Below are 25177 nucleotides of genomic sequence, written 5' to 3' on the forward strand. Positions count from 1 at the left end.
TGAGGGATTTTGTGGAACTTAATAAAATGTTAAATGAATATCGAAATGGTACTAAGGCAAATCATCCAAAAAGGATTAAATTTGAAGGAGTTGATGAAGAAAAAGATATTTATAATATCAGCGCACCTTTTGTAATTAATGATGAGACATATTTATTAGGAAGAGTAGAAAGTAGAGATAGTGAGTCCTCAGAAATTTTTGCTTTCAAAAAAGAAAATGATATTTATGTAAAAGATAACAACTTTACAACTCTTGCACTACAAGATCCATTTGTAACTTTTATCGATGGGCAAATTGTAGTAGGTGGTGTTGAAACACAACCGAAAGAAGATAAACCTAATGAACTTGATTGGTGGACAGTCTTTTACGCAGGAAATGATTTATTCGATTTAAAACGGATTTTTGCAGGTCCAAAAGGTATGAAAGACTTAAGATTAAAGCAATTGGAAGATGAAAGAATTCTTGTTTTAACACGACCTCAAGGTGAAAAAGGTGGAAGAGGTAAAATCGGAGCTGCTATTATTGATAGCTTAAATGATTTAACCGTTGAACTCATTGAAGAAACACCGTTACTTAAACAAAATTTTCAATTTGAAGAATGGGGTGGTGCCAATGATGTGTATTTAGTAGATGCTGACCATGTAGGAGTTTTAGGACATATTGCGAACTTTGATAATGAGGGCAATAGACACTATTATCCAATGACATTTTTACTAGACATAAATACACTTGATATCTCAAATCCTAAAATAATAGCAGAAAGATCTGATTTTTTAAGCGGACCAAGTAAACGACCAGATTTAATTGATGTTGTATTTAGTGGAGGAATTGATTTTTCAAGTGGAAGTAATATAGCGACTCTTTATTGTGGAATTAGCGATGCAGATGCTCAATCCATAGAAATTCCACACCCTTTTCAATAAATATCGCTGAGAATTAATTTAAAACTGAATAGTTGAAAACGATATGGAAAGAGTTGGTGGAAAATGAGTTGGAAAGAAAAAATGCAAAGTTGGATGAAAAGCGATTCAGTTGAAAAATTTCTTAAGGAAGAATTGCAAGAACTAAATGAAAATCAACAATATGAAGCATTTTATCGGTATCTTGAATTTGGAACAGGTGGTATGCGAGGAGTCATTGGTGTTGGAACAAATAGAATCAATAGTGTCATGATTCGACGTGTTTCATATGCATTAGCCCAACATATCATTAACTTTAACGGACAAGCAAGTGGTGTCGTTATATCTTATGATAATCGTCATTTTTCCAAAGAATTTGCAGATATTGCAGCAAGTGTTTTAACAGCAAATGGTATTAATGTATATTTATCAGACTTTAATCGCCCGACTCCGATTGTTTCATTAATGGTACGTGAACTAAAAGCAGCTGCTGGGATAATGATTACAGCTAGTCATAATCCTTCACAGTACAATGGCTTTAAAGTATACGGCAGTGACGGCTGTCAAATAACATTAGATTATGCGGAAGAACTAAATAAATTATTAGATAAAATTCAAAATGAAGAATTATTGACATTTGAAATGAATCCGCGTTACCTCAATATGTTGAGTACTGAAGTCGATGATATTTATCTGGAAAAGTTAAAGCAAGTTACTGTTGACAAAGATCTTATACGTAAAAAAGGTTCAGAAATTAAGATACTTTACACACCATTACACGGAACAGGTCAAAAACTTGTTGAAAAAGGGCTAAAAGAACTCGGTTTTTCTAATAGCCAGCTTGTTGAAAGCCAAGCTGATTATGATAGTGATTTTTCAACAGTTGCTTATCCTAATCCAGAAGAACAAGCTTCATTTGAAAAAGCAATTAATTATACACAGCAATTTGATGCCCATATTATTTTAGCAACTGATCCTGATGCAGATCGTGTCGGAGTAGCTGTAAAAGTGAACAATAAGTATGAATTATTGAATGGAAATCAAATAGGCATATTAATACTAGACTATTTAAGTCAACAAAAAAAGAATATTTCTGGTCAACATGTAATAAAAACAATCGTTTCAAGTGATCTAGCAAATAAAATTGCCGAAAAAAATCAATTAATTTTGAATGAAACCTTAACAGGATTTAAGTTTATTGGTGAAAAAATAGCTGAGATAGAAGCAAGAAACGAAACGTTCTTATTCGGTTTTGAGGAAAGCTTTGGGTACTTAATTCAACCTTATGTTAGGGATAAAGATGCTATACAGGCATCTATCATTATAAGTGAAATGGCTTTGTTCTACTTGCAAAATGGTATGACACTTTTCGATCGTTTAGAGGAAATTTATCAAGAATTTGGTTACTATAAAGAACAACTTATTACACAATCATTCGTTGGTTCTAAAGGAATGAATGAAATGTCTCTAATGATAGATGAGTTACGTTCTAATTACCCATTAAAGATAGGTTCACAAAATGTTCATAAGATTGAAGATTATCTAAAAGGTGAAGCGTATGATGTTGCTAGAAAAAAAACTAGTCAATTATCTCTGCCAAAGTCCAATGTTCTAAAATTCTTTTTAGAAGATGGGTCTTGGATCGTTATCCGACCTTCGGGAACTGAACCAAAATGTAAGATTTATTTATCTGTTTTTGATCAAGAAAAAGCTGAAGTTATCAATAAAGCAGATAGTTTACAACAAGAATTTTTAGGTATACTAGAAAAAATAAAAAATAATTTTTAGGAGAATTCATCATGAAAAAAATTAACAAAGTAGTGTTTTCTTTATTAGTCTTATTAGGTTTTTTTGCATCAACTTCAACTAGTGCTTTTGCTCAAGAAACTAACAGAGAACGATTCATCTATGATTTTACAGCAGAAGATGTTGCAAATTGGGTACCAATGGAAACACCAGGCGGTGGTCAAGGTACGGTAGAATTGGGTGACGGTGCTGCGATTATCCGTGCTAAAGAAGTTGATGGCTGGGGTGGCATTCAATCAGATATGATTGAAATTGACTTAAGTAGAAATCCGTTGTTATTTATTCGAGTTAAAGAAAATGGAGATGGCTTCAAATGGGGTGCTAAATTTGTACCTAGTGTTCCAGAGATTGAAGAACACGAATGGGGTATGTATTTAGTAGAAGACAATAATTTTAAATGGAATAACTATGCAGTTGTTGATATTAAAGATAAGTTAGGCGAACCATTTATTAATCTTTATGGTGAAGAATTAGAAGGTGTCATTTGGATTTTTGCTTCTGGTAATCCAGAGGCATCTGTAGAAATCTCTGAAGTGAAAGTAATGTACTTGGACTAGTCTCATGAAGATTAAGTTTTTAAGTATACTAAGCACCATATTATTAATTTTTCAGTTGACCTCAAAAAATATCTTGGCTGTGTCTAATCAAGAATCTGAAAGGTTAAGTAAATCGATAGCTAGAATAGAACAATATGAATCCAATTTTCCAGATAATTACGAATTAATTAACTGGACTGAAAAGGCGTTGGGCTTTGATGAACTGGTATTCAACTATGATGCTGAGGGTGATTTTTTACCACTTATTTGGGAGGATACTACTCATTCTAGTTTTGGGATTCCAGCCTATGTTGGTGATGGGAGAATGCATCAAGATGGGAATCAAGAAGCAGTAACAAACATTGCTGCTGTTTTAAGTGCAAGTTTAAATGGAATTGATAAATCTGAGTATGTATCTCAATTAACAGCATTTTATAGTGAAGAGGAACAAATAATTCTCAACAACCCTACTGGTTCAAGTGAATCAACATCCATGTGGTACCTATTATATCCGACAATATTGTATGCACATGTTAGTGACTTGTATCCTGAAAATACAGAGATACGCGATACACTTTTAAATACAATTGATAGTTGGTATAAAGCTTACGAAATTATGTATAACAATGGTGATCCTAGTTTTGATTATACTGGTTTTAATTTTAATAGCATGGAGCCATATAAAAATGATGTCTGGACAGAACCAGATAGTGCCGTTGGAATTGGTCTAATAATGTACTATGGTTATCAATTGACCAATGATGAGAAGTACATTGAAGCAGCAATTAATTGTATGGACTTCATTGAATCCTATTTCGGAAGCTCTCTATATGAAGCTCTTATGTATTTCGGACCTTATCTAGCCAGTCAATTAAATATTTATCATGGAACGGACTATGATTTATTAGAATTATTCAATGATAATTTTAATGCTTCATCGATACCTCGTGGAGGTTGGGGATCTGTTGTTGGTAAGTGGGGTGATTATCCTGTTAATGGCTTATTTGGTAGTGATACGGATGGTGGTGGCTATGTATTTGCAATGAATACTTTTGCTGCATCAGGCGCTATTTTACCAACAGCTCAATATGATGCACGCTACGCTAGATCATTAGGTATTTGGGCTTTAAATCTAATTAGTAATTCCCGATTTTATTTTTCTGAAAATGTAACTGAAGAAAATCAATCTCTTTCAATGATTAGTGATAAATTTGAGATAAAAGATGAAATAAAACAATTCGTCCCATATGAAGGAATTAGAAAAAATGGACAAGGGAAAACACCTTGGGTCGGTGGAGATCCGTTAGTCTATGACTGGGCTCAAACAGACTTTTCTTTATACAGCGGAGCGCATATTGGTATTCTTTCGTCAATGATAAACGAAACAAATGTAGAAGGGGTATTGAGTTTAGAGTTGACTAAAACTCAATTTTATAAAGAAAAGATTTTTAAATCATTTTTACTTTATAATCCTTATGATGAAAACGTGACGGTTGTGTATGAAAAAGTGTCAAATGAACAAGTTGATTTGTTCGATTCAGTGACGAATGAAATTGTAGCAGAGAATATTAATGATACTGTTGAATTAGTTATTCCAAAAGATAGTGCTTTGGTTATTACTGAAATTCCTACTCAATCAGAGATAATTGAAAGAGAAGGGCATTTGTATATTGATGATATATATTTATCAAGTAAATTAATTAGTTTAAATGACATTAATTATAGTAATAATGAAAAAGTGGAAGGTTCAATTTCTATTGTTCCTGAGATTGCTACTAATTATGACTATGAGATTGAAGCCATTGATATTACAATTGATGACGTTACAAATAGTTTTATAAATGTTGATGACATTGTTATAGATACTAATGATTTTGAACCTGGAACTAAAAGAGTTCAAATTGAAGTTAAAACTACTGATGGTCGTATTGATATAATAACTCGTCGTTTACGTTTTAATTGATATAGTATTAGCACCTTACTAAATAAGGCATTACTTTTTAGTAAGGTGTATTTATTTTAAATGAATAGGAGATTTAATATGTTAGTGAAACGCGCTACTCAAAATCCATTAATTGCACCTCAAGATGTTAAACCTTCACATCCGAAATTACGTGTTGAAGGAGTTTTTAATTGTGGGGTTACCGCATACCAAGGGGAATATCTACTTTTATGTCGGATTGCTGAATCTGGAATGAGTCAATCAGATGATGAAATATTAATTCCGTTGGTAAGTAATATTGATGGTGAAAATAGAATTGAATTTAAACAATATATTAAGTCTGAACATCCTGACTTAAATTTTTCGGATTCAAGAAAAGTTTCAACTTTTGGAACACATCCAATGATTGTTAATTTAACTTCTTTATCCCATCTTCGAATTGCTCGTTCTAAAGATGGAATTAATTTTGAATTAGATGATCAACCAATGGTTGAATTGACTGAAGAAGAATCATGGGGTATGGAAGATCCAAGAGTGACTAAAATCGATGATACCTATTACATTAACTATACTTCGGTTAATCCAACCGGAGCCGCTACATCTTTAATTAGTACAAAAGATTTTAAGGAATATACGCGCCACGGTGTTATTTTTGCACCTGAAAATAAAGATGTTACTATTTTCCCTGAAAAAATAAATGATTACTATGTTTGTTTCAACCGACCAGTACCTAATGCCATTGGTGGACCAGAAATGTGGATTGCTAAGTCACCAGATTTGATCCATTGGGGTCAACAAGAGCATTTTTATGGACTTGACCTCAGTGACCCAACTCGTTGGGATAATGGCCGTGTTGGTGGTGGAGCAGTTCCGATCAAAACAGAACATGGTTGGTTAAAAATTTATCATGCAGCGGATAAACAAGATCGTTACTGTCTTGGTGCGTTTCTATTAGATTTAAATGATCCATCAAAAATTATAGCAAAAACCAACAAACCGTTTATGGAACCTATCGCTGAATATGAAATCAATGGATTCTTTGGGAATGTTGTGTTTACTTGTGGAGCACTGTTAGAAGATGGAGTTGTTAAAATATTTTACGGTGCGGCAGATGATAAGATTTGTCGTGCTGATATTGAGTTAACTACTTTGCTGGATTTTATGGATGAAGTTTAACCTTGATTTGACTGAGTTTGTAAAGTTTAGAAGTGGTTGTGTCGGAAAGTAACAGCGATATTTATTTAATAGATTATAAAAAGACTCTGCCGAAGCGGAGTCTTTTTGTATATTAATTAGCGAGCTTTGGTAGCCACATCACTAGTTGTGGCAAGTAGGTAATTAGGAAAAGAATGGCAATGATGACGAGATAAAATGGAATCATTGGTTTTAACATTTTTTCTACTGTTACTTTGGCGACGCTGGCTCGACGTAAAGGCCTGTACCGACTGGTGGCGTGATGGAGCCGACGCCATAGGTTCATGATTGAGGATAAGCCGTTGTGAACAGGATCAACGCCGATTTGGGTGACGATGGGTAAAAAGATTTTTGTGAAAATTAAGATGGCTGGAGCCACGTCCATAAACATTCCTACGGTTAATTAGACAATATTTATTAATAGTAAGATTAGGAATGGGTTGTTGGTTAGGCTTAGTATTCCACTACGGATGACTTGTGGGGTTCTGGCAAAAGCCATCGCAAAGGACATCATGGTACCGGTCATTTTGACTGTTCGGACAATCATTTTTTGGATATCGCGTCATGTGACTGTTTTGTAGTAGAATAGGGCTAGAAATAGGGCGTAAATCACTGAAACGGCTGAGGCTTCAATGGTTGTAAATAATCCTGACATGATGCCACGGATGATATTTAAGGTTAGTAATAGACTTGGGATTGAGTCGATTAAGACTTTTGCAACACTTTTACTGGTATCGTGTTCAATGATGGGATAATTTCTTTTTCGTGCTAAGAAAATGGCGAGTACGATAATGCCTAGTACCCATAAGAATCCGACGACATAACCACTGAGGAATAAGCTTAAAATGGACGCACCTCCTGCAATTAATGAATACATATTAAAGGCTGTGTTTGGAGGAATAACCATTGCAGTAGGGGGTGAAGCGATATTAACAGCAACTGCGTATTCTTTATCGTAACCTGCTTTTACTTGTTGCGGAACGAGAACGCCTGGTATTTTACCGGCAAATAACATAGCAAAGTCGACCTGCTTTTGGGCTGAACTAAATACCGCTATACTTGCTTTTCTCCTTAACTAGAAAATTATTTATTTATTGAGTTATTTATTTAAACGAATGAGACGAGTAATTCTGCGAATGCTAAGACGGTTAGTGATTGGCCGTAAGGCATGGTTGTTGTGCGGATTTCTTTGTAGAATTCTAAGGTGTCGCCCATGCCTGTTCCTACTGAAACCTTTTGTACAGTGCCGCTTTCATCGATTTCATTCAGTAGTCCTAGAATGGCTTTTTCAGCTGTCTTTTCATATTTTTTGTCGATATATCTGTGGTGTAGCGATTTTAAAATCCCGTATGCAAAACCGGCTGTTGCGGATGCTTCTAGGTAAGAGGTCGGGTCATTTAGTAGTGTGTGCCACAAACCGCTTTCATTTTGTAGATTAGCTAATGTGCTGACCTGTTTGTTCAATGCATCTAAAAGGAATTCTCTTAAAAAATCGCCTTCTTTTAATTCAAGGATATCTATAATTTCTGGAATCGCAATGGTCACCCAGCAATTTCCACGTGCCCAAAGTGCTTCAGCATAATTATGGTTGCCTTCAAATGTCCAACCGTGGAACCATAAGCCTGTCTTTTTATCAGCGAGATATTTAATATGAATTAAAAATTGCTTTTTCGCTTCTTCAATGTAGTGTGGGCGATTAAATAGTTTTCCGATTTTTGCCAGGGGTAAAACGGCCATCAATAAGGTATCATCCCACAATTGGTTGGTGTTGGCAGGTCCATATGTCATGTGCTCTAAACCATTTTCTTCCGTTCGAGGCATATCATACATGACCCATTCAGCCCATTGATCTAAGTATGGAACGAATCGTTGATCGCCGAACTCTTCATATAAAAATGCCATGGTTAGCAGTGGGGCCATTGTGTTCACGTTTTTTGGTGGGGCACCTTCTGCTAGGCGTTGCTCAAACCAATCGGTGACAATTTTTAAGGCTTTTTCATCATTGGTTAATTTCCAATATTTGAAAATACCATATAATCCCACACCTTGAGGCCAATTCCACACTGCCCAACTTTTGTCGTCTACCTTTAATCCATTGAAATCCAGTAAGAACTCTCCACTGTCGTCTTTGATTTCGGTTAGATTATCCATCATCAAATCAATTGTTTTTAGAATCTCATCACGTTCTACGAACAATTCGTTTTTTATATTCATTTTTTTCCTCCTGTATTTATATTCTTAATAATACGCTTACAGTTTAGCAAAGTATTTATGTGAAAGCAACATGTTCAAACAATATAAGTAATAAAACAACAATTAATAGCGGTGTTATGTTTGGGTTTCTGTTTTTTTGTGTACAAAAACAACATAAATGTGGGTGGGTGTGGGGGATGGTGAGTTTAAAGGTTTATTACTTTTCTTTAGTGAATATAAATCTAGGCTGGTAAGTTAATAAATTAATAAAAAAAAATTATAAGTGATTTTATCAATTGAATTGATATTTTTTGCTTGTAAAACGGGTGAATTTTGAAGGCTTAAAAAATAGATTTTCCTTCAATATTACAATCGAAAAAATCAGGATAATTAATTTAATTTAACCAATTTTGAATATGATATAAAAATTGGAGATAAAATATTTAGTTATGGATTTTCGTTGACTTTGAATGAGAGTAGAATTGAAAAAGAATGGTTATATGATTCAACCGAAGAAGCAGTCATGATTTTTACACGTGAAAATGAGGTTAAGATTAATAAAGAATATCTTGATAATAACGAAGATGATTTTGATCGATTAGAAATTCATGCTGAAGAAATTTTAAGTGTTCAAACCAATTTATTGTTAACGGAACTTAATATACGTAAGAAAATATTTAGTTCGAATGAAGGTAAAGCAATTATTAAAGATATTATTAATTGGTTCAGATACACATTGGAAGTAATATCTCCTGAGGATATGGCTTCTGGTTACGATTTATCTTATGGTGAAGGGGAATATTTAAGTAAATTAAGTCAGTTCCTGCAATTAAATGATACTGGAATTGAACAAGCAATTTTTGAAGACACTCAAGGCAGAATCAAAGATTTGCCATTGGAAATTAAAATTAAGGACCGTATAAAAGAAGATTTCAATAATATATCATTAGAAGGTAATGTTGAAGTCATAAAAATGGTGGACATTTACGAACACAAAATAATATTTATCATTTTACTATTGAGGATGAAGAACTGAAGTTTTTTGAGTTTAAATTTATTCATGGAAATGCAACCTTTAGTATGCATGAGGAATCAGATGGAACGGTCAGATTAATAGAATTATTTTCTATTTTATTAAATAAAAACGAGAAAGTATTTGTAATCTTGAAGTATCAGAATTATGTTTAAGTTCGTCTAGTTTTACTTTTCTTGCTAACTCATTAGATTTTACTTTAGACAAATTATATTCAAATCTGACATTAGGATCTTTAGATAATAAAACAACAGCATATACTATATGCTTTGGATTAGGTCGTTATAGTTATTTTTGAGTCCTCGATTACGTCATGCAATAATGCATTCACTTTTTCGTCTTCTGAATCTAAATAAGAGGAAAGTGTCATTGGGTGATTAATATAATAAACACCAGCTTTATCAACTTGGTTTTTATGTACATGTGTAGCAATTTTTAAAGCAAGCTTGTATAAATCCATAGCTGTCATCTCAAATCTTTATGTGCCTTATATCTAAAAATTGAATCATACTACTTTCCAGTAGTAACGTATATAAATATTTTATGTCATCAGTTAATTAAATCATTAAAAGTAGTTACAAATGATTTTTTCTTTAGGAACATTTAATTATTTTATTGAATCATAAAAGGAATTCCTATTTATTTTATTTTTAAGAAAGGGTTTTCCATATTGTCATAACAAAGAATAGAGTTTTATGAAATGCAGTGTTATTTTATATCATTAAATAGTGTAATGATATTTTTGTTTTAATATTGGAAATATGGTTCGCAATAATTATAGATAAAAATTATGGTTTTAGTATAGTAATAACAACTTTAAATTTGTATAATTGATTTAAGAATTTCAAATTATTATTTATAATTAGGGGGAAAAGTCTTGAAAAAGAAATTGTATAAATCGATTTTGCCGAAGAGTCTAAGTGTGGTTATATTAACAACACATTTAATGAGCTCGCAAATATTAGCAGTTTTTGCTGATGAAGTGGATAGTGTTGAGGAATTTAGTGTAGTTACTGAGGAAGTTGTGGAACCAGTAGCGGAGGAAATGAATAAAGTTGAGAACAATTCTGAAGAAAGTATTGATTCAACCATATCCATTGAAGAAACTGAATCAACTTTTCCTTTAGAAGAGAATATAGTTCAAGAATCGGGAATTGTTTCTGATTTTGAAGTTTCAGACGAAAATAGTACTAGCATGCTAAGAAATGAAATCAATAGTACATATTACGATGATCCTACTATCTATCCACATCGTAGTGTTACAGTTTATAGTGGTGGATTTTTGAGGCATTTAGAATTTTACAAAGGGAATGAAACTATTAATGAATCAATTCAAAAGGCTTTAACAGCAGTAAATAATAAATATCCAAATCTATATACTTTTTATTCAGTAACAGTAGAAGAAAAGTATGTTACAGATTTTAGTAGTGGCTATCAAGGACTTTCCCAGTCTATCGATATTATTGTTAGCCCTTTATATGATAATCAAACATACGAATCGGATTTTTTAACTTTGCCATTTGAAACAGAATATATAGAAAATTCAGATATGTTAGTTGGAGAACAAAAGATTGTTAGAAATGGTATCAATGGTCGTGGAATAACAAGTTATTCTATTTACTATTTAAATAATGTTGAAATTTATAGGACTGAACCAGAAACTACAATTTGGAGTTATCCTACCAACCAGATTTTAGAAATTGGGACTAAAGTTGTAAAAGAAGAAATTCGCACTGAAGAAATCCCTTTTGAAGTTGAGTATATAGAAAATATTGATCTTTTAGAAGGTGTGGAAGAAGTTTCGCAAGTGGGTGTTAATGGGGTACGGACAATTACTGATGAAGTGACATTTATAAAAGGTGAAGAAACTAATCGAGTAGAGCTATCCAATGAAATCACTAAAACCCCAATCACAGAAATCATCCAAGTCGGAGTCAAAGAAATAAAGACTGAAGTCGTTAATGAGGCGATTCCTTTTGAAACAGAGTTTGTTCAAAATGATGAATTGTTAGTTGGTGAAGAGAATGAGTTGACAGCTGGTGTTGATGGTGAAGAAGCTGTAACATATGAAGTGGTATTTATTAAAGGGAAAGAGGTTTCTCGAGAACGTATTTCAGGTGAAGTGAAGGTTGAACCTGTGACACGAGTAGTAGAAGTAGGAACTAAAGAAATAAAAGAGGAAACTGTTACCAGTACTTTGCCGTTTGAAGTGAATTATACCGAATCTGCTGATTTATTAGTAGGGGAGGAAAAAGTTACTCAAGAAGGTATGAATGGTATTCTTGAAACTACATATGAGGTTACTTTTATTAATGGGGTAGAAGTAAATCGTGATGTGTTGTATGAAGAAGTAACCACTAAACCAGTGAATAAAATCATTGCTCAAGGTACTCGTGAAGTGAAGAAAGAGGTTCACACCGAAGTTGTTGAATTTGAAACAGAACGTGTAGATAATCCAGATTTACTAGTAGGTGTGGAAGAGGTTTCGCAAGTGGGTGTTAATGGGGTACGGACAATTACTGATGAAGTGACATTTATAAAAGGTGAAGAAACTAATCGAGTAGAGCTATCCAATGAAATCACTAAAACCCCAATCACAGAAATCATCCAAGTCGGAGTCAAAGAAATAAAGACTGAAGTCGTTAATGAGGCGATTCCTTTTGAAACAGAGTTTGTTCAAAATGATGAGTTGTTAGTTGGTGAAGAGAATGAGTTGTCAGCTGGTGTTGATGGTGAAGAAGCTGTAACATATGAAGTGGTATTTATTAAAGGGAAAGAGGTTTCTCGAGAACGTATTTCAGGTGAAGTGAAGGTTGAACCTGTGACACGAGTAGTAGAAGTAGGAACTAAAGAAATAAAAGAGGAAACTGTTACCAGTACTTTGCCGTTTGAAGTGAATTATACCGAATCTGCTGATTTATTAGTAGGGGAGGAAAAAGTTACTCAAGAAGGTATGAATGGTATTCTTGAAACTACATATGAGGTTACTTTTATTAATGGGGTAGAAGTAAATCGTGATGTCTTGTATGAAGAAGTAACCACTAAACCAGTGAATAAAATCATTACTCAAGGTACTCGTGAAGTGAAGAAAGAGGTTCACACCAAAGTTGTTGAATTTGAAACAGAACGTGTAGATAATCCAGATTTACTAGTAGGTGTGGAAGAGGTTTCGCAAGTGGGGGTTAATGGGGTACGGACAATTACTGATGAAGTGACGCTTATTAAAGGTGTAGAAACTAATCGAGTAGAATTATCAAACGAAATCACTAAGGCATCAATCACAGAAATCATCCAAGTCGGAGTCAAAGAAATAAAGACTGAAGTCGTTACTGAGGCGATTCCTTTTGAAACAGAGTTTGTTCAAAATGATGAGTTGTTAGTTGGTGAAGAGAATGAGTTGACAGCTGGTGTTGATGGTGAAGAAGCTGTAACATATGAAGTGGTATTTATTAAAGGGAAAGAGGTTTCTCGAAAACGTATTTCAGGTGAAGTGAAGGTTGAACCTGTGACACGGGTTGTGGAAGTGGGCTCGAAAGAAGTTAAAGAAGAGTCTGTGGATAGCGTTCTAGCTTTTGAAGTGGAATATGTTGAATCTGCTGATTTGTTAGTGGGTGAGGAAAAAATCACTCAAGAAGGTATTGAAGGTGTCTTAACTAAGGTTTTTGAAGTGACCTATGTGAATGGTGAAGAAGTTGAGCGTGTTGAATTATCTTCTGAGGTGACTAAGGAAGCTGTGAAACAAATTGTTGCTAAAGGGATTCGTGAAGTGAAGGAAGAAGTTCGTACTGAAGTTGTTCCATTTGAAACAGAACGTGTGAATAATCCGGAAATGCTTGTTGGTGAAGAAGAGGTTTCTCAACAGGGAGTGGATGGAGAACGTACGATTACTGAGAATGTTTATACGGTTAAAGGTGAAGAAGTTGATCGTGAAGTTGTGAAAGATGAAGTAACAACGGCAGCGATCAATGAAATCATTCAAGTTGGTGTTAAGGAAGTTAAAGTAGAAGAAGTTTCTGAAGTGATTGATTTTGATACGGAATACGTTGATAATGCGGAATGGTTAGTGGGTGTAGAGGAAGTTGTTACGCCTGGTGCTAATGGTGAAGTGTTAGTAACTTATGAAATCACCTATGTGAATGGTGAAGAGGTGAGCCGGACTGAGCTATCACGGGTTGTTTTAGTTGATCCGATTACGCAGGTTGTTGAACGTGGTACTAAAGAAGTTGAGAAACCTGTGGAGTCTGATAAAGATGTGACTGTTGATAAAGATACTGAGAAAGTTGAAGCTGCTGAAAAGGTAGAAGGTCAAGAAACTTTACCGGATACTGGTGAAGAGCAACAGTATGCTATTTTTGGAGCGGCTGCTTTAGCTATCTTGGCGGGATTGGGAATGATTGTACCGAGAAAGAGGGAAGAGTAGGAGTTAGTTGGTAAGACGTTTAAAAATTTGGTTCTACAATGAATGAGGTTGATGATGAAAATTTGTCATCAACCTCATCTTTGTTTCTATACAAAAACGCAGATATCCATTATATTAGGTTCTTTGTCATCAACCTTATTTGACAAAGAACCATAAAATAATTCAAACTAAAATCGATTGCTCAACAAGTTTAAAATATTAACCTCGTTCATCCAACAGGCCCTCATCTTCAATTAATAACGATTCGTTTCTGGATCCCCACATATATTCACTTTCCCTAACATTTGTAAAAATAATGTAAACCCACCATTATCTCCAGTACCAACATTTACACACTCTTTACATGAAAACCACTAAAAATTTACAATCACTTGTTATACTTTCTTCAGACATAAATTTTAGGAGGGTTCAAATGAACTTTAAGAAAATCGTTTCGACACTATCAGCAACAACATTAGCTTCTCTTGCTTTATTAGGCTCAGCGCCTGTACAAGCACAAGATAATACCATTTTAATTTATTCAAATTCTTTATCAGATGAAAGACAAGAATGGATCTTAGAACAATCTGAAAGTGAAGGATTCAATTTAGAATTCGTTGCAGGTGGTGGCGGAGATATCCTGAACCGTCTATTAGCTGAAAAAAATGCACCACAAGCGGACGTTACTTTTGGGATGGACGAAAGTAGTTTCATGCAATTAGAAGATGAAGAAATGCTCGTTGAATTTGAGCCATCATGGGTAGACGAATTATTACCAGAAGCAGTCATTGGTGAAGGTTACTACTATCCATTAGTTGAGCAACGTATCTTCATGATTTACAATGCTGAATTTGTTGAAGGTGACGATGTGCCAACAAACTGGCAAGACCTTGCAGCGAATCCAAATCTAGAAGGTAAATTCCGTGTTCCAAATGAATTAGGTGGCGGAACAAACCAAAAAGCTGTCATGAGTATTTTACTCCAATACATTGATCCAGAGGGAGAACTTGGCATTTCTCAAGAAGGTTGGGATGAAGTAGAAGCTTACTTAACTAAAGGTTATATGACACCTGAAGGTGAAGACTTCAACCAAAACTTTGCTGATGGTACTGTTCCAATTAGCTACTACTCAACATCTGTAATTCCAGGTGCAGAAGAAACTTATGGCTATACAGCAACGCCAGTAAACCCTGAACAAGGTGTAATCACCATGCGTGAACAAATTGGTATTCTTGATAAAGGTGACGACCATGACTATACAGAAGCTGAGCGTTTTGTTGAATGGTTTGGTAGTTCACAAGTTCAAGCTGACTGGGCAGTTCGCTTTGGTTCACATCCATTAAACGAAGTAGCTTACGAGTCAACCATCGATCGTGTAAAAGAAATCGTTGATGCAACAACACCAATGGATATCGATTGGAACTTCGTGCGTGAGAACCTAAGCTCATGGATTGAAAAAATCGAATTGGAATTAATGCCTTTATAAGAATCGGAAAGATTCAATTTCACTTAGAAGCGGAAGGGTTTTTCTTTCGCTTCTTTGACTTTAAATAAGGAGAATTCATTCATGATTGAAGTAAATAATTTAGAAATTAAATATGGTGACTTTACTGCGATTGACAATATTAGCTTTCATGTTAAGCAAGGGGAGTTCTTCACCTTTTTAGGACCTTCTGGTTGCGGTAAAACAACGACTTTGCGAGCTATTGCTGGTTTTAATTCGCCATCAAAAGGTCAGATTATTGTAAATGATAGAGACATTACTCATTTAGCGGTTGAAAAAAGAGAAATCGGGATGGTTTTTCAATCCTATGCCTTATTCCCGACCATGACCGTTTTTGATAATATTGCCTATGGTTTAAAAGTCGACCGCAAATCGAAAGCGGAAATCCAAGAGCGAGTACTAGAACTAGCCCAACTGGTCCAACTCTCTGAAAACCAACTACAAAAAAATATCTCTGATTTATCTGGTGGCCAACAACAACGTGTGGCGATTGCTAGAGCTCTCGCTAAAAAACCAGAAATTATTTTGTTTGATGAACCACTGTCGAACTTAGATGCCAAGTTACGTAAGCAATTACGTCAAGAGCTCAAACGAATCCAGCGTGAAACGGGGATGACGACGATTTACGTTACCCACGATCAAGAAGAAGCACTGGAGATGTCAGACCGAATTGCGGTATTTAATAATGGTGTGATTGAACAAATTGGGACACCCAGAGATATTTATTCGAATTCACAAACGGAGTTTGTGTGTAATTTTATTGGCGAAGCCAATTACTTGGGGCCAAAATTGATTGAAGATTTCAATCGTTTGGCGGGCGAGAGTAGGTTTGATGTGGCGAAAAGGCATTATATTCGCCAGGAAAAGGTGAAGTTTGCGCAAACTAGTCCACGTGATGTGGCTTTGGATGCGGCGATTGTGGATGAGATATTTACTGGGACGTTCTCGACTTTCCGTTGTCATATTTTGGATACGGATTTGAAGACGGTGGAGAAACTGGATGGGAATCATGTGGTTGGCAATAAGGAATCGATTAAGCTTTACATGAATCCAGATGATATTTTAGAGTACGAGGTGTCGTAAAATGAATCAATCTGTTCAAAAAACTCGGTTTAAACTGCCGTCGTTGTTTAGTATCTTGACGGTTGTCATTTTCTTATGGTTTGCCTTTACTTTTTTGATTTACCCGAATATTACTGTGTTGAAGGATACTTTTTGGGTGGATGGTAGTCTGACGTTTAGGGCGGTCGAGAAGATTATAAGTTCGAAGCGGGCAATGCAGGCGATTGGAAATTCGATTATTTTAGCGATTACTTTGTCTTTTACAGTTAATATTGTTGGGATGTTTATCGTTTTTGTGACGGAATATTTTGATGTAAAAGGTGCGGCAATATTGCGGGTTGGTTTTATGTCGACCTTGGTTTTCTCCGGTTTAGTCTTGAATAATGGGTATTTGTATATTTATGGCGAGCAGGGGATTTTAACGAAATTATTGCTGAACATTTTTCCAGATATGAATCCTGCTTGGTTTACGGGTTATGCGGCGGTTGTCTTTGTAATGACTTTTGCTTGTACGTCCAACCATATGCTGTTTTTTAGAAATGCGGTTAAAGGGATGGATAATAGTATTATTGAAGCGGCTCAGAATATGGGGAGCAGCCAATGGGAGATTTTGAAAAATATTGTCTTGCCGACTTTGAAGCCTGTCATTATTACCTTGACGATTATGGCGTTTCAAACAGGCTTGGGTGCCATGGCTGCGCCGTTAATGGTTGGGGGCAGTTTCCAAACCATTTCGCCTTTGATTTTGACTTTTACACAGCGACCAGGTTCGCGTGATATTGCGGCTTTGTTGTCCTTGATTTTGGGCTTTGCGCAAATTGTCTTGTTAATTGTAATGACGCGGAATGAGAAGAAGGGTTTTTATTTGTCGATTTCTAAGACGAAAACGCGTTTGAATAAGCAAAAAATTACTAATCCTACTCTGAATGTAGTGGTGCATGTGCTGGCGTATTTATTGTTTGCGATCTATACATTACCTCTCGTGTTGGTGGTCTTGTTCTCATTTATGGATACGCAGGGAATTGCCCAGTCAGTCTTGTCATGGGATCACTTTACTTTGGAACATTACATTAGCATTTTATCGGATGTGGAATCCTATAAACCGGTCCTGAATAGTTTCTTGTTCTCAGGTACGGCTGCTATTGGGTCTGTGGTCATGATGGTGGTCTTGGTGCGGATGGTGATGAAAAATCGTGATAGTAAATTTTATGAAAGTTTGGAGCTGACTTATTATATTCCATGGTTGTTGCCCGCCTTGATGACAGCTTTAGGTTTGATTTTGGCCTATGATGCGCCACATCCGTTGTTGTTTGGTAATGCGGTGATTGGGACCGTTTGGATATTGCCTGTCGCCTATTTAATTATGATGTTGCCGTCAACTTTGCGGTATTTGAAGTCGGCTTACTATTCCTTTGATACCAACTTGGAAGATGCTTCGAAGGTACTGGGTTCTAGCGGCTTGCGGACTTTTTGGCAAATTATTTTTCCTTCCTTGTTGCCGACCGTATTGGCGCTGGTAGCCTTGAATTTTAATGGCTTTTTAGCTGATTATGACTTGTCTGCCTTCTTGTACCAACCGTCGATGATGACATTGGGGATTTCGATTCGCCAAAATGCTGACCCGGGTGCTAATATTGACGCACGAGCGATTAACCTGGTCTACTCCGTTTTGTTGATGGTCATTAGTTCCTTGGTCATGTACTTCGTCTATGGTCGCGGTTCTCAATTAGGCGAACGCCGTAGCGGCGTTAATGATAATAAATAAATCTGATTTTGATGGAGGTTTGTTTTGATGAATGAAAAATTACGGATTGCGCAAGTAACCGATGTCCATTTGACTCATTTTCCTTTAAGTGAGAATGATAAGGAGATTTTGGCGGATTTAGAAGCTGGTTTACGGACGTTGAATGCGGATATGATTATGATTACTGGTGATTTGGTGAATAGCTATGGCAACGGTCATGAAAGAGATATTTATAAAACGTTTTTTGAATTTTTGAATCGCTTTGCGATTCCTGTGGGCATTACTTATGGAAATCATGATTCTGAGCATGAGATGAGTCGAGCGGATATTGATGCGTTGTTTTTGGAAACTGTGGCGTTGCGGGTTGAGCGTACGAATGAAGTTTATGTTGAGGATTTTAACAACTACACAGTTGAGATAAAAAATCCTGGTTCGGGTGAAGTCCGCTATGTGTTGTATGTTATGGATTCTGGGCAGGTGGCACCCGGACCGGACCGCACAAACGATTGGATTTTGCCTGAGCAGGTTGAATGGTTTAGACAGACACAGGGTAAGTATGCAGGCATGCGTCATAATCTGGTGTTTCTGCATATTCCATTGCCTGAGTATGAGATGGCGAAGGGAAATATTGTTAGTGGTGAGTTGCGCGAGCCTGGTCAGTTGATCAGTCACTCGAGGATTAATACCGGGCTGTTTTCAGAATTGTTTTTCTCAAGGCAGATTCACAGTGTGTATTGCGGACATAACCATTTGAATAATGCTGTGATGATGTGGGAAGGCATTCAGTTGGTGTATGGCATGTTTTGCGGGAAGGAACCGAAGGCAGGCGACTTTAGAGGCATCCGGTATATTGACTTGGAGATGGGTGATGGCGCAGCTGGTGTGAGTTCGAATGTTGTGTTTTATGGAGATGTTGTGTGATTCATCGTGGAGAAAAACCCCCGTTGCCAGATTGGTGATGGGGTTTTTTCGTTGTTCGGTTAGAGGATGAGTGTATCTGACGAGTGTTGGGGTGTAGAACGTCAGAACTGAGGTGGATTAGACGGAACCCGGCCTCGCATTCGTCAGATTTGAGCTGGAACAGACGGAAATCAGCTAGTCATTCGTCAGATCTGAGTTGTATTAGACGAAACCTGGACTCATATTCGTCCGACTTGAGTTGGATTAGACGGAAATGAACTTGTGTTTCGTCTGATTGGTATTGGATTAGACGGAAATCAACTTGTTATCCGTCAAATCTGAGGTGGATTAGACGGAACTCAGCTTGTGTTTCGTCCGATTGGTACTGGATTAGACGGAACTCAGCTTGTGTTTCGTCCGATTGGTACTGGATTAGACGGAACTCAGCTTGTGTTTTGTCTGATTGGTAGTGGATTAGACGAAACTCAACTTGTGTTTCGTCAGATTTGAGGCGGATTAGACGGAAATGAACTTGTGTTTCGTCCGATTGGTACTGGATTAGACGAAACATGAGCTCGTATTCGTCAGATTCGAGGTGGATTAGACGAAATACGAGTTCACACTCGTCAGATACTATTTTACTCAAATAGATGTTTAAAAATTACCTTTTCTTTTTTGAACGCGACTTACCTAAGCCACTTTTTTGTAACTCCTTTAATATAGCTATTTCTTTGATCATTTTTTCATTTTCTTTAATTAATTGCTCATACTCGTTTTTACGGTATTCCTGGTATTCTTTGAATATTTCTTCCTTTTGCTTATCACTCAATGGTTCAGACATAGTTAGTTAACTTGAAACTAAAAGTAAAGTATTACCTTTTTATCAACTTAAGTTGGCTTTTCCTGCTCAGATCAATTGGGTAATAAGAAGCACTTCCTCTGTTCACAACTTTAAACAAATTATACATATGCATTCGCACAATTCTTTGTGGAATTTCACCTCCCATTAATGCGACAAGGTTCTTTACCGTCAACATCTGAGGATTATCATAAAATAAATATCTCAGTTGTATAGCATGTCTGTGCACTACATCACGCTTACTTTCTTTTTTACTACAATTCAAGCATTTAACAAATAATTTACTAATCTCCATATGGTAACTACCACAGTCCCCGCACAAAATTCCTTTTTTCACTACGGAAAACTCTTCCGGTTTAAGTCCGCAAAATGGAAAACCATATTCGCAGTGATATTTATTGAGGTGTTCAAAAGTTTTATCGGCAAGCCATTGGTGGACTGGTTTAGTAGCGCGGAATTTTTCTAGAAAGATGCGGAGTTTGGTTCGTGGAATCAGTTCAATGTCGCAGGGGGTGTTGTCTTGAGTAACATGGCAGTTTTCGTTGATAAAAACAAGCGCTGAACGAACGGTGATATTTTGAGTGATATCGTTTGCTATGCGCTGCAGCAACTGATTGCGATTTTGTGCTAGGGCTATGATGTTATCCATCGGCTCAGGCCAACCATTGGAATAGCATTTGCCTTCACGATATTCGAAACTTGTATGATAATTCTTCACGTCGATGACAAGCCATTCGTAAGGTAATATCAGAATGAAATCTGCTTGTCGTTTTGGGCTTTCTTCAATTTGTACCCAATAGTCATCAATCCATAATAAGTGATCTAGCTTTTGTGCCAACACGAACTCTCTGAATTTTGCTTCGCCTTCAACTCCGGCTTGAAGTGCTTTTAGACGTGATTTGTTTACTTTTATCCCACGAGACAACTTGGTTTTCAATACTATTAACTCATGATTCATCTTTAGCCTCCTAATTTTTCTTCTTATACATATATACGTAAAAATATGTCGATTCCATTATTTTAGTTAAAAGAAGTGGAGAAATGATTATGATTAGACGGAGAACAGGTATGCGTTGGTCAGATTGGCAGTAGACCAGACGGCAATCAGGTGTGCGTTCGTCAGATTGGCAGTAGACCAGACGGCAATCAGGTGTGCGTTCGTCAGATTGCAAGTAGACCAGACGGAAATCTGGTACGCGTTCGTCTTATTGCAAGTAGACCAGACGGCAATCAGGTGTGCGTTCGTCAGATTGGCAGTAGATTAGACGAAATAACGGTACACATTCGTCCGATTGTAAGTAGATCAGACGGAATAACGGTACACTTTCGTCAGATTGTAAGTAGATCAGACGAAATAGCAGTACACATTCGTCCGATCTCAAGTAGACCAGACGGAAATCAGGTGTGCGTTCGTCAGATTGCAAGTAGACCAGACGGAAATCAGGTACGCGTTCGTCTTATTGCAAGTAGACCAGACGGAAATCAGGTGTGCGTTCGTCCGATCGCAAGGAGATCAGACGAAAAACCACTGCACTTTCGTCAGATTGACACAAAAACCATCAAATTAGCTACAACTACTCGGTAACCACTTCATTGAAACAACAATCAGTAAATTAATTTACTAACTTTTCAACTTTTTCTATAAAAACGCTTTTTCTTACTAAATAGCTCTGCTAAAATCATAATCAGTAAGCGATTACAGAAAGGATGGAGTAAATGAAGCGTTTAGGTAAGTTGTTGTTGAGTTCTATGTTGGCATTTAGTGGGTTAGTAGCAGGTGTCGGTACAGTCACAGCGCAAGAGGAATATGATTTAGTTGTTTGGGAAGATGTTAACAAAGGTATTGGGATTAGTGCGGCGGTAGAACAATTTGAAGAAGAGCATGGTGTCAAAATTTTAGTCATTGAAAAAGCCTATGCCCAACAGTTGGAAGATTTACGTTTGGATGGACCTGCTGGGTCGGGACCGGATGTATTCACGATGCCAGCTGATCAAATTGGGACGGCAGTTGTCGAAGGTTTAGTGAGACCGATTGAAGTGGAAGACAGTGTCAAGCAATCATTTACCGATGCATCGATTCAGTCACAAACAGTTAATGGCACACTTTATGGATTGCCAAAATCAGTTGAAACACAAATTCTTTTCTATAATAAAGATTTGATTTCTGAAGAAGAATTGCCAACAAGTTTAGATGAATGGTATGAGTTGTCTAAAGACAATACCAATGATTCATTTGCTTTCTTAGCCTTGTTTGATCAATTGTATTATACAATGGGCGCAATTGGAGGATACGGCGGTTATATTTTCAATCAAGATGAAAATGGTAATTATTTAACTGAAGACATCGGTTTGAATAACGACGGTGCTGTTGAAGCGGTGGATTATTTAGCTAAGTTTTATACAGAAGGCTTGTTCCCTGATGGCATTATTGGTGAACAAGGAATTAATGTGTTAGAAGCTTTATTCGTTGAAGGCCGTGTTCAAGCTATTATTTCTGGTCCTTGGAATCTTGAGCCGTTTGAATCTGCTGGCTTAAATTTTGGGGTAAAAGAACTACCAATGTTGCCAAATGGTGAGCATATGCAGTCGGTTGCAGGTGTGAAGAGCTACAATATTTCTTCATATTCTAAAAACCCTGAACTAGCAGAAGCATTCTTATTATTTATTACGAATGAGGAAAATTCTTTGGTACGTTACGAAGAAACGCAAGAAGTGCCAGCTGTTTTAGCGCTATCAGAACATCCATCGGTGGCTGAAAATGATGCGGCAGAAGCAATTGCTTTACAATCAGAACATGCTCGTTTAATTCCGGGTATTGTACAAATGAATGAGGTTTGGAATTCAGCTGATATGGCACTACAAATTATTATGAATGGGCAGTCGGGTGCTAAAGAAGCGCTAGATATTGCGGTTCAACAAATTATTTCAACCAATCAAGCATTACAATAAGAGATATTTATTGGAAGAGGGAGTATGAATGAATGGAAAAAAAGCGCAGACAAGTGCGGCTTTGTCGTTAATTCCTGGATTAGGGCAAATAAATAACCGGCAATATTTAAAAGGTTTCCTAATTTTTGGATTCTTTACAGCTTTTCTTGTCGTCTTTGGCGACTTTTTCCAATCTGGCATTTGGGGAATTGTCACTCTGGGGACGGAAGTTCCCAGAGACAATTCTATTTTTCTTTTGTCAGAAGGACTAGTTGCTTTAATCGTTTTAGCGGTTGGCATCATGTTTTATATTTTGACTATTCGTGATGCATACAAAAATGGCCAAAGTCTTGATCAAGGCATGGAAGTAAACTCTGTTCGCGAAACCTATCATGCGATTTTAAATGAAGGGTATCCTTATTTATTAACAGGACCTAGTTTTTTTATATTATTATTTAGTGTTGTTTTTCCGATATTATTCACGATTTCTTTAGCTTTTACTAACTATGATCTGTATCATTCGGCACCGGCTAACTTAGCGGATTGGGTCGGTTTGGAAACTTTCAAAAAGATTTTTACAGTCGATATTTGGCGTAATACCTTTGTGAGTGTCCTAGGTTGGACGGTTGTGTGGACGTTAGTCGCTTCAACTTTACAAGTAACTGTGGGGATTTTGCTGGCTGTTTTAGTCAATCAAAAGAATGTGAAGCATAAGAAATTGATTCGGACGATATTTATTTTACCTTGGGCTGTTCCAGGTTTTGTGACCATCTTGATATTTGGTGGTTTATTTAATGATTCCTTTGGAGCTATCAATAATCAAATTTTAGCCAGTGTCGGTATTAGTCCAATTTCTTGGTTAACCGATCCAAATTGGACACGGATTGCCTTGTTGCTCATTCAAACTTGGCTTGGTTTTCCGTATATCTTTTTAGTTACAACGGGTACCTTACAGTCGATTCCAGAGGATTTATATGAAGCGGCCGTTATGGATGGGGCAACGGCTTGGCAGCAATTTAGAAAAATTACTTTACCAATTATTTTATATTCGATGACTCCCATTATTATTACCCAATATACGTTTAACTTTAATAATTTTAATATTATTTATTTATTTAATGGTGGAGGTCCAGCGGTCTTAGGTTCAAATGCAGGTGGAACGGATATCTTAGTTTCATGGATATACAAATTGACGATGCAAAACAGTCAATATGCGCTCGCAGCAGCCTTAACGATTCTCCTATCAATATTCGTTATTTTAATTGCCTTGTGGCAATTTAGACGATCCAGTTCATTCAAGGAGGTTCAATAGGATATGGCACAGACTAAAAAAGGTCAACGGAAATTTGATTTTCCTTTATTATTGTCGTATATTGTCATTACGATTGTAGCTATGATAATCCTATATCCTTTGTTGTGGACGATAGGAGCTAGTTTTAACCCGGGCAATAGCTTGGTTTCTACAAGTATGATTCCAGGAAACCCATCGTTAGAACATTACCGGACCTTATTTGCGAATGAAGGTTCGCTACAATATATCAACTGGTTTAAAAATTCGGTGAAAGTTTCACTATCAACCATGCTATTGTCAACAATTTTTGTTACTTTCACGGCCTATGCCTTTTCACGCTTCCGTTTTTCTGGACGCAAAAATGGTTTAATGATGTTTATGTTGCTACAAATGATTCCACAATTTTCAGCCTTAATTGCGATTTTTGTTTTAGGGCAAATGCTTGGTCTCATAAACAATCACATGTTTCTGGTATTTATTTATGTGGGTGGGCAAATTCCTATGAATACTTACTTAATGAAAGGCTACTTTGACAGCATTCCAATTTCTTTGGATGAAAGTGCAAAAATTGATGGCGCCAGTCCAACGCGAATTTTAATAAATATCCTCGTACCACTATCGAGACCAATGCTATCCGTCGTTGCAATCAACGGTTTTACAGGACCACTCGGAGATTTCGCGCTGTCATCTGTTATTTTAAGAAATGTTGAAAGTTACACATTGCCACTTGGTTTATATCAATTAGTTACTAACCCAATGACCGCCAGCTACACTAAATTTGCGGCTGGATCAATTTTAATTAGCATTCCCGTAGTTATTGTTTTCTTGCTATTTCAAGATAACTTTGTTTCTGGTTTAACTACCGGCGGGACGAAAGGATAAGAGGA

Annotated in this window: 21 protein-coding genes; 14 read left to right on the forward strand and 7 right to left on the reverse strand. The window is 36.4% G+C overall.

Annotated elements, in window-relative coordinates; translation table 11 throughout:
* The first annotated feature begins 11 nt into the window (after positions 1-11).
* From ACTQ54_RS01125 to ACTQ54_RS01145, 5 genes are all read left to right on the forward strand, one after another.
* Entirely contained in the window at positions 12-923 is a 912-nt protein-coding gene (locus ACTQ54_RS01125) for a DUF1861 family protein (RefSeq protein WP_441753990.1), read from the forward strand.
* Positions 924-986: 63 nt separating this feature from the next.
* Positions 987-2687: a phospho-sugar mutase gene (locus ACTQ54_RS01130; protein WP_441753991.1), complete on the forward strand. Its 1701-nt coding sequence runs from the start codon at positions 987-989 to the stop codon at positions 2685-2687.
* Between the two features lie 11 nt (positions 2688-2698).
* On the forward strand, positions 2699-3262 hold the full coding sequence (locus ACTQ54_RS01135; protein ID WP_441753992.1) for a hypothetical protein: 564 nt from the start codon (positions 2699-2701) through the stop codon (positions 3260-3262).
* 4 nt (positions 3263-3266) lie between these two features.
* Entirely contained in the window at positions 3267-5204 is a 1938-nt protein-coding gene (locus ACTQ54_RS01140) for a hypothetical protein (RefSeq protein WP_441753993.1), read from the forward strand.
* A gap of 78 nt (positions 5205-5282) precedes the next feature.
* Positions 5283-6359: a glycoside hydrolase family 130 protein gene (locus ACTQ54_RS01145; RefSeq protein WP_441753994.1), complete on the forward strand. Its 1077-nt coding sequence runs from the start codon at positions 5283-5285 to the stop codon at positions 6357-6359.
* A gap of 112 nt (positions 6360-6471) precedes the next feature.
* On the opposite strand, the gene ACTQ54_RS01150 is transcribed toward ACTQ54_RS01145, so the two are convergent.
* The 3 genes from ACTQ54_RS01150 to bglB form a co-directional block, all read right to left on the reverse strand.
* Complete coding sequence (locus ACTQ54_RS01150; protein ID WP_441753995.1) at positions 6472-6768, reverse strand: TRAP transporter large permease subunit; 297 nt, start codon at positions 6766-6768, stop codon at positions 6472-6474.
* 171 nt (positions 6769-6939) lie between these two features.
* Positions 6940-7392: a TRAP transporter large permease subunit gene (locus tag ACTQ54_RS01155; RefSeq protein WP_441753996.1), complete on the reverse strand. Its 453-nt coding sequence runs from the start codon at positions 7390-7392 to the stop codon at positions 6940-6942.
* 92 nt (positions 7393-7484) lie between these two features.
* Complete coding sequence (gene bglB / locus ACTQ54_RS01160; protein WP_441753997.1) at positions 7485-8591, reverse strand: beta-galactosidase BglB; 1107 nt, start codon at positions 8589-8591, stop codon at positions 7485-7487.
* A 445-nt stretch (positions 8592-9036) separates the two neighbouring features.
* On the opposite strand from bglB, the gene ACTQ54_RS01165 reads away from it, so the two are divergent.
* Positions 9037-9606: a hypothetical protein gene (locus ACTQ54_RS01165; protein WP_441753998.1), complete on the forward strand. Its 570-nt coding sequence runs from the start codon at positions 9037-9039 to the stop codon at positions 9604-9606.
* 271 nt (positions 9607-9877) lie between these two features.
* Here the strand turns inward: ACTQ54_RS01165 and ACTQ54_RS01170 are convergent, their stop codons facing one another.
* A complete protein-coding gene (locus tag ACTQ54_RS01170; protein WP_441753999.1) occupies positions 9878-10063 on the reverse strand; it encodes a hypothetical protein in 186 nt (61 codons plus the stop codon).
* 417 nt (positions 10064-10480) lie between these two features.
* On the opposite strand from ACTQ54_RS01170, the gene ACTQ54_RS01175 reads away from it, so the two are divergent.
* From ACTQ54_RS01175 to ACTQ54_RS01195, 5 genes are all read left to right on the forward strand, one after another.
* A complete protein-coding gene (locus tag ACTQ54_RS01175) occupies positions 10481-14023 on the forward strand; it encodes a G5 domain-containing protein (protein ID WP_441754000.1) in 3543 nt (1180 codons plus the stop codon).
* A 412-nt stretch (positions 14024-14435) separates the two neighbouring features.
* A complete protein-coding gene (locus tag ACTQ54_RS01180) occupies positions 14436-15488 on the forward strand; it encodes an extracellular solute-binding protein (RefSeq protein ID WP_441754001.1) in 1053 nt (350 codons plus the stop codon).
* An 81-nt stretch (positions 15489-15569) separates the two neighbouring features.
* Positions 15570-16589 carry an ABC transporter ATP-binding protein gene (locus tag ACTQ54_RS01185; RefSeq protein ID WP_441754002.1) on the forward strand — a complete coding sequence of 340 codons (1020 nt, stop codon included), beginning with the start codon at positions 15570-15572 and terminating at the stop codon, positions 16587-16589.
* Position 16590: 1 nt separating this feature from the next.
* Complete coding sequence (locus ACTQ54_RS01190; RefSeq protein ID WP_441754003.1) at positions 16591-18333, forward strand: ABC transporter permease; 1743 nt, start codon at positions 16591-16593, stop codon at positions 18331-18333.
* 27 nt (positions 18334-18360) lie between these two features.
* The gene (locus ACTQ54_RS01195) at positions 18361-19233 is read left to right on the forward strand and encodes a metallophosphoesterase (RefSeq protein WP_441754004.1); all 873 of its coding nucleotides are present in this window, start codon (positions 18361-18363) and stop codon (positions 19231-19233) included.
* 304 nt (positions 19234-19537) lie between these two features.
* Here ACTQ54_RS01195 and ACTQ54_RS01200 read toward each other — a convergent pair whose 3' ends face one another.
* The 3 genes from ACTQ54_RS01200 to ACTQ54_RS01210 form a co-directional block, all read right to left on the reverse strand.
* Positions 19538-19783 carry a hypothetical protein gene (locus ACTQ54_RS01200; protein ID WP_441754005.1) on the reverse strand — a complete coding sequence of 82 codons (246 nt, stop codon included), beginning with the start codon at positions 19781-19783 and terminating at the stop codon, positions 19538-19540.
* A 90-nt stretch (positions 19784-19873) separates the two neighbouring features.
* Complete coding sequence (locus ACTQ54_RS01205; RefSeq protein ID WP_441754006.1) at positions 19874-20053, reverse strand: hypothetical protein; 180 nt, start codon at positions 20051-20053, stop codon at positions 19874-19876.
* Between the two features lie 31 nt (positions 20054-20084).
* Positions 20085-21029: a nuclease-related domain-containing protein gene (locus ACTQ54_RS01210; RefSeq protein WP_441754007.1), complete on the reverse strand. Its 945-nt coding sequence runs from the start codon at positions 21027-21029 to the stop codon at positions 20085-20087.
* Positions 21030-21787: 758 nt separating this feature from the next.
* Between ACTQ54_RS01210 and ACTQ54_RS01215 the strand changes: the two genes are divergently transcribed.
* From ACTQ54_RS01215 to ACTQ54_RS01225, 3 genes are read left to right on the forward strand one after another with little or no spacing between them, the layout of a single operon-like run.
* Entirely contained in the window at positions 21788-23020 is a 1233-nt protein-coding gene (locus ACTQ54_RS01215; protein WP_441754008.1) for an extracellular solute-binding protein, read from the forward strand.
* A gap of 28 nt (positions 23021-23048) precedes the next feature.
* Complete coding sequence (locus ACTQ54_RS01220; RefSeq protein WP_441754009.1) at positions 23049-24311, forward strand: ABC transporter permease subunit; 1263 nt, start codon at positions 23049-23051, stop codon at positions 24309-24311.
* Between the two features lie 3 nt (positions 24312-24314).
* Positions 24315-25172: a sugar ABC transporter permease gene (locus ACTQ54_RS01225; protein ID WP_441754010.1), complete on the forward strand. Its 858-nt coding sequence runs from the start codon at positions 24315-24317 to the stop codon at positions 25170-25172.
* Positions 25173-25177: the final 5 nt, after the last annotated feature.

This window comes from Fundicoccus sp. Sow4_H7, from assembly GCF_052115865.1.
In the GTDB taxonomy this organism is placed as follows: Bacteria; Bacillota; Bacilli; order Lactobacillales; family Aerococcaceae; genus Fundicoccus_A.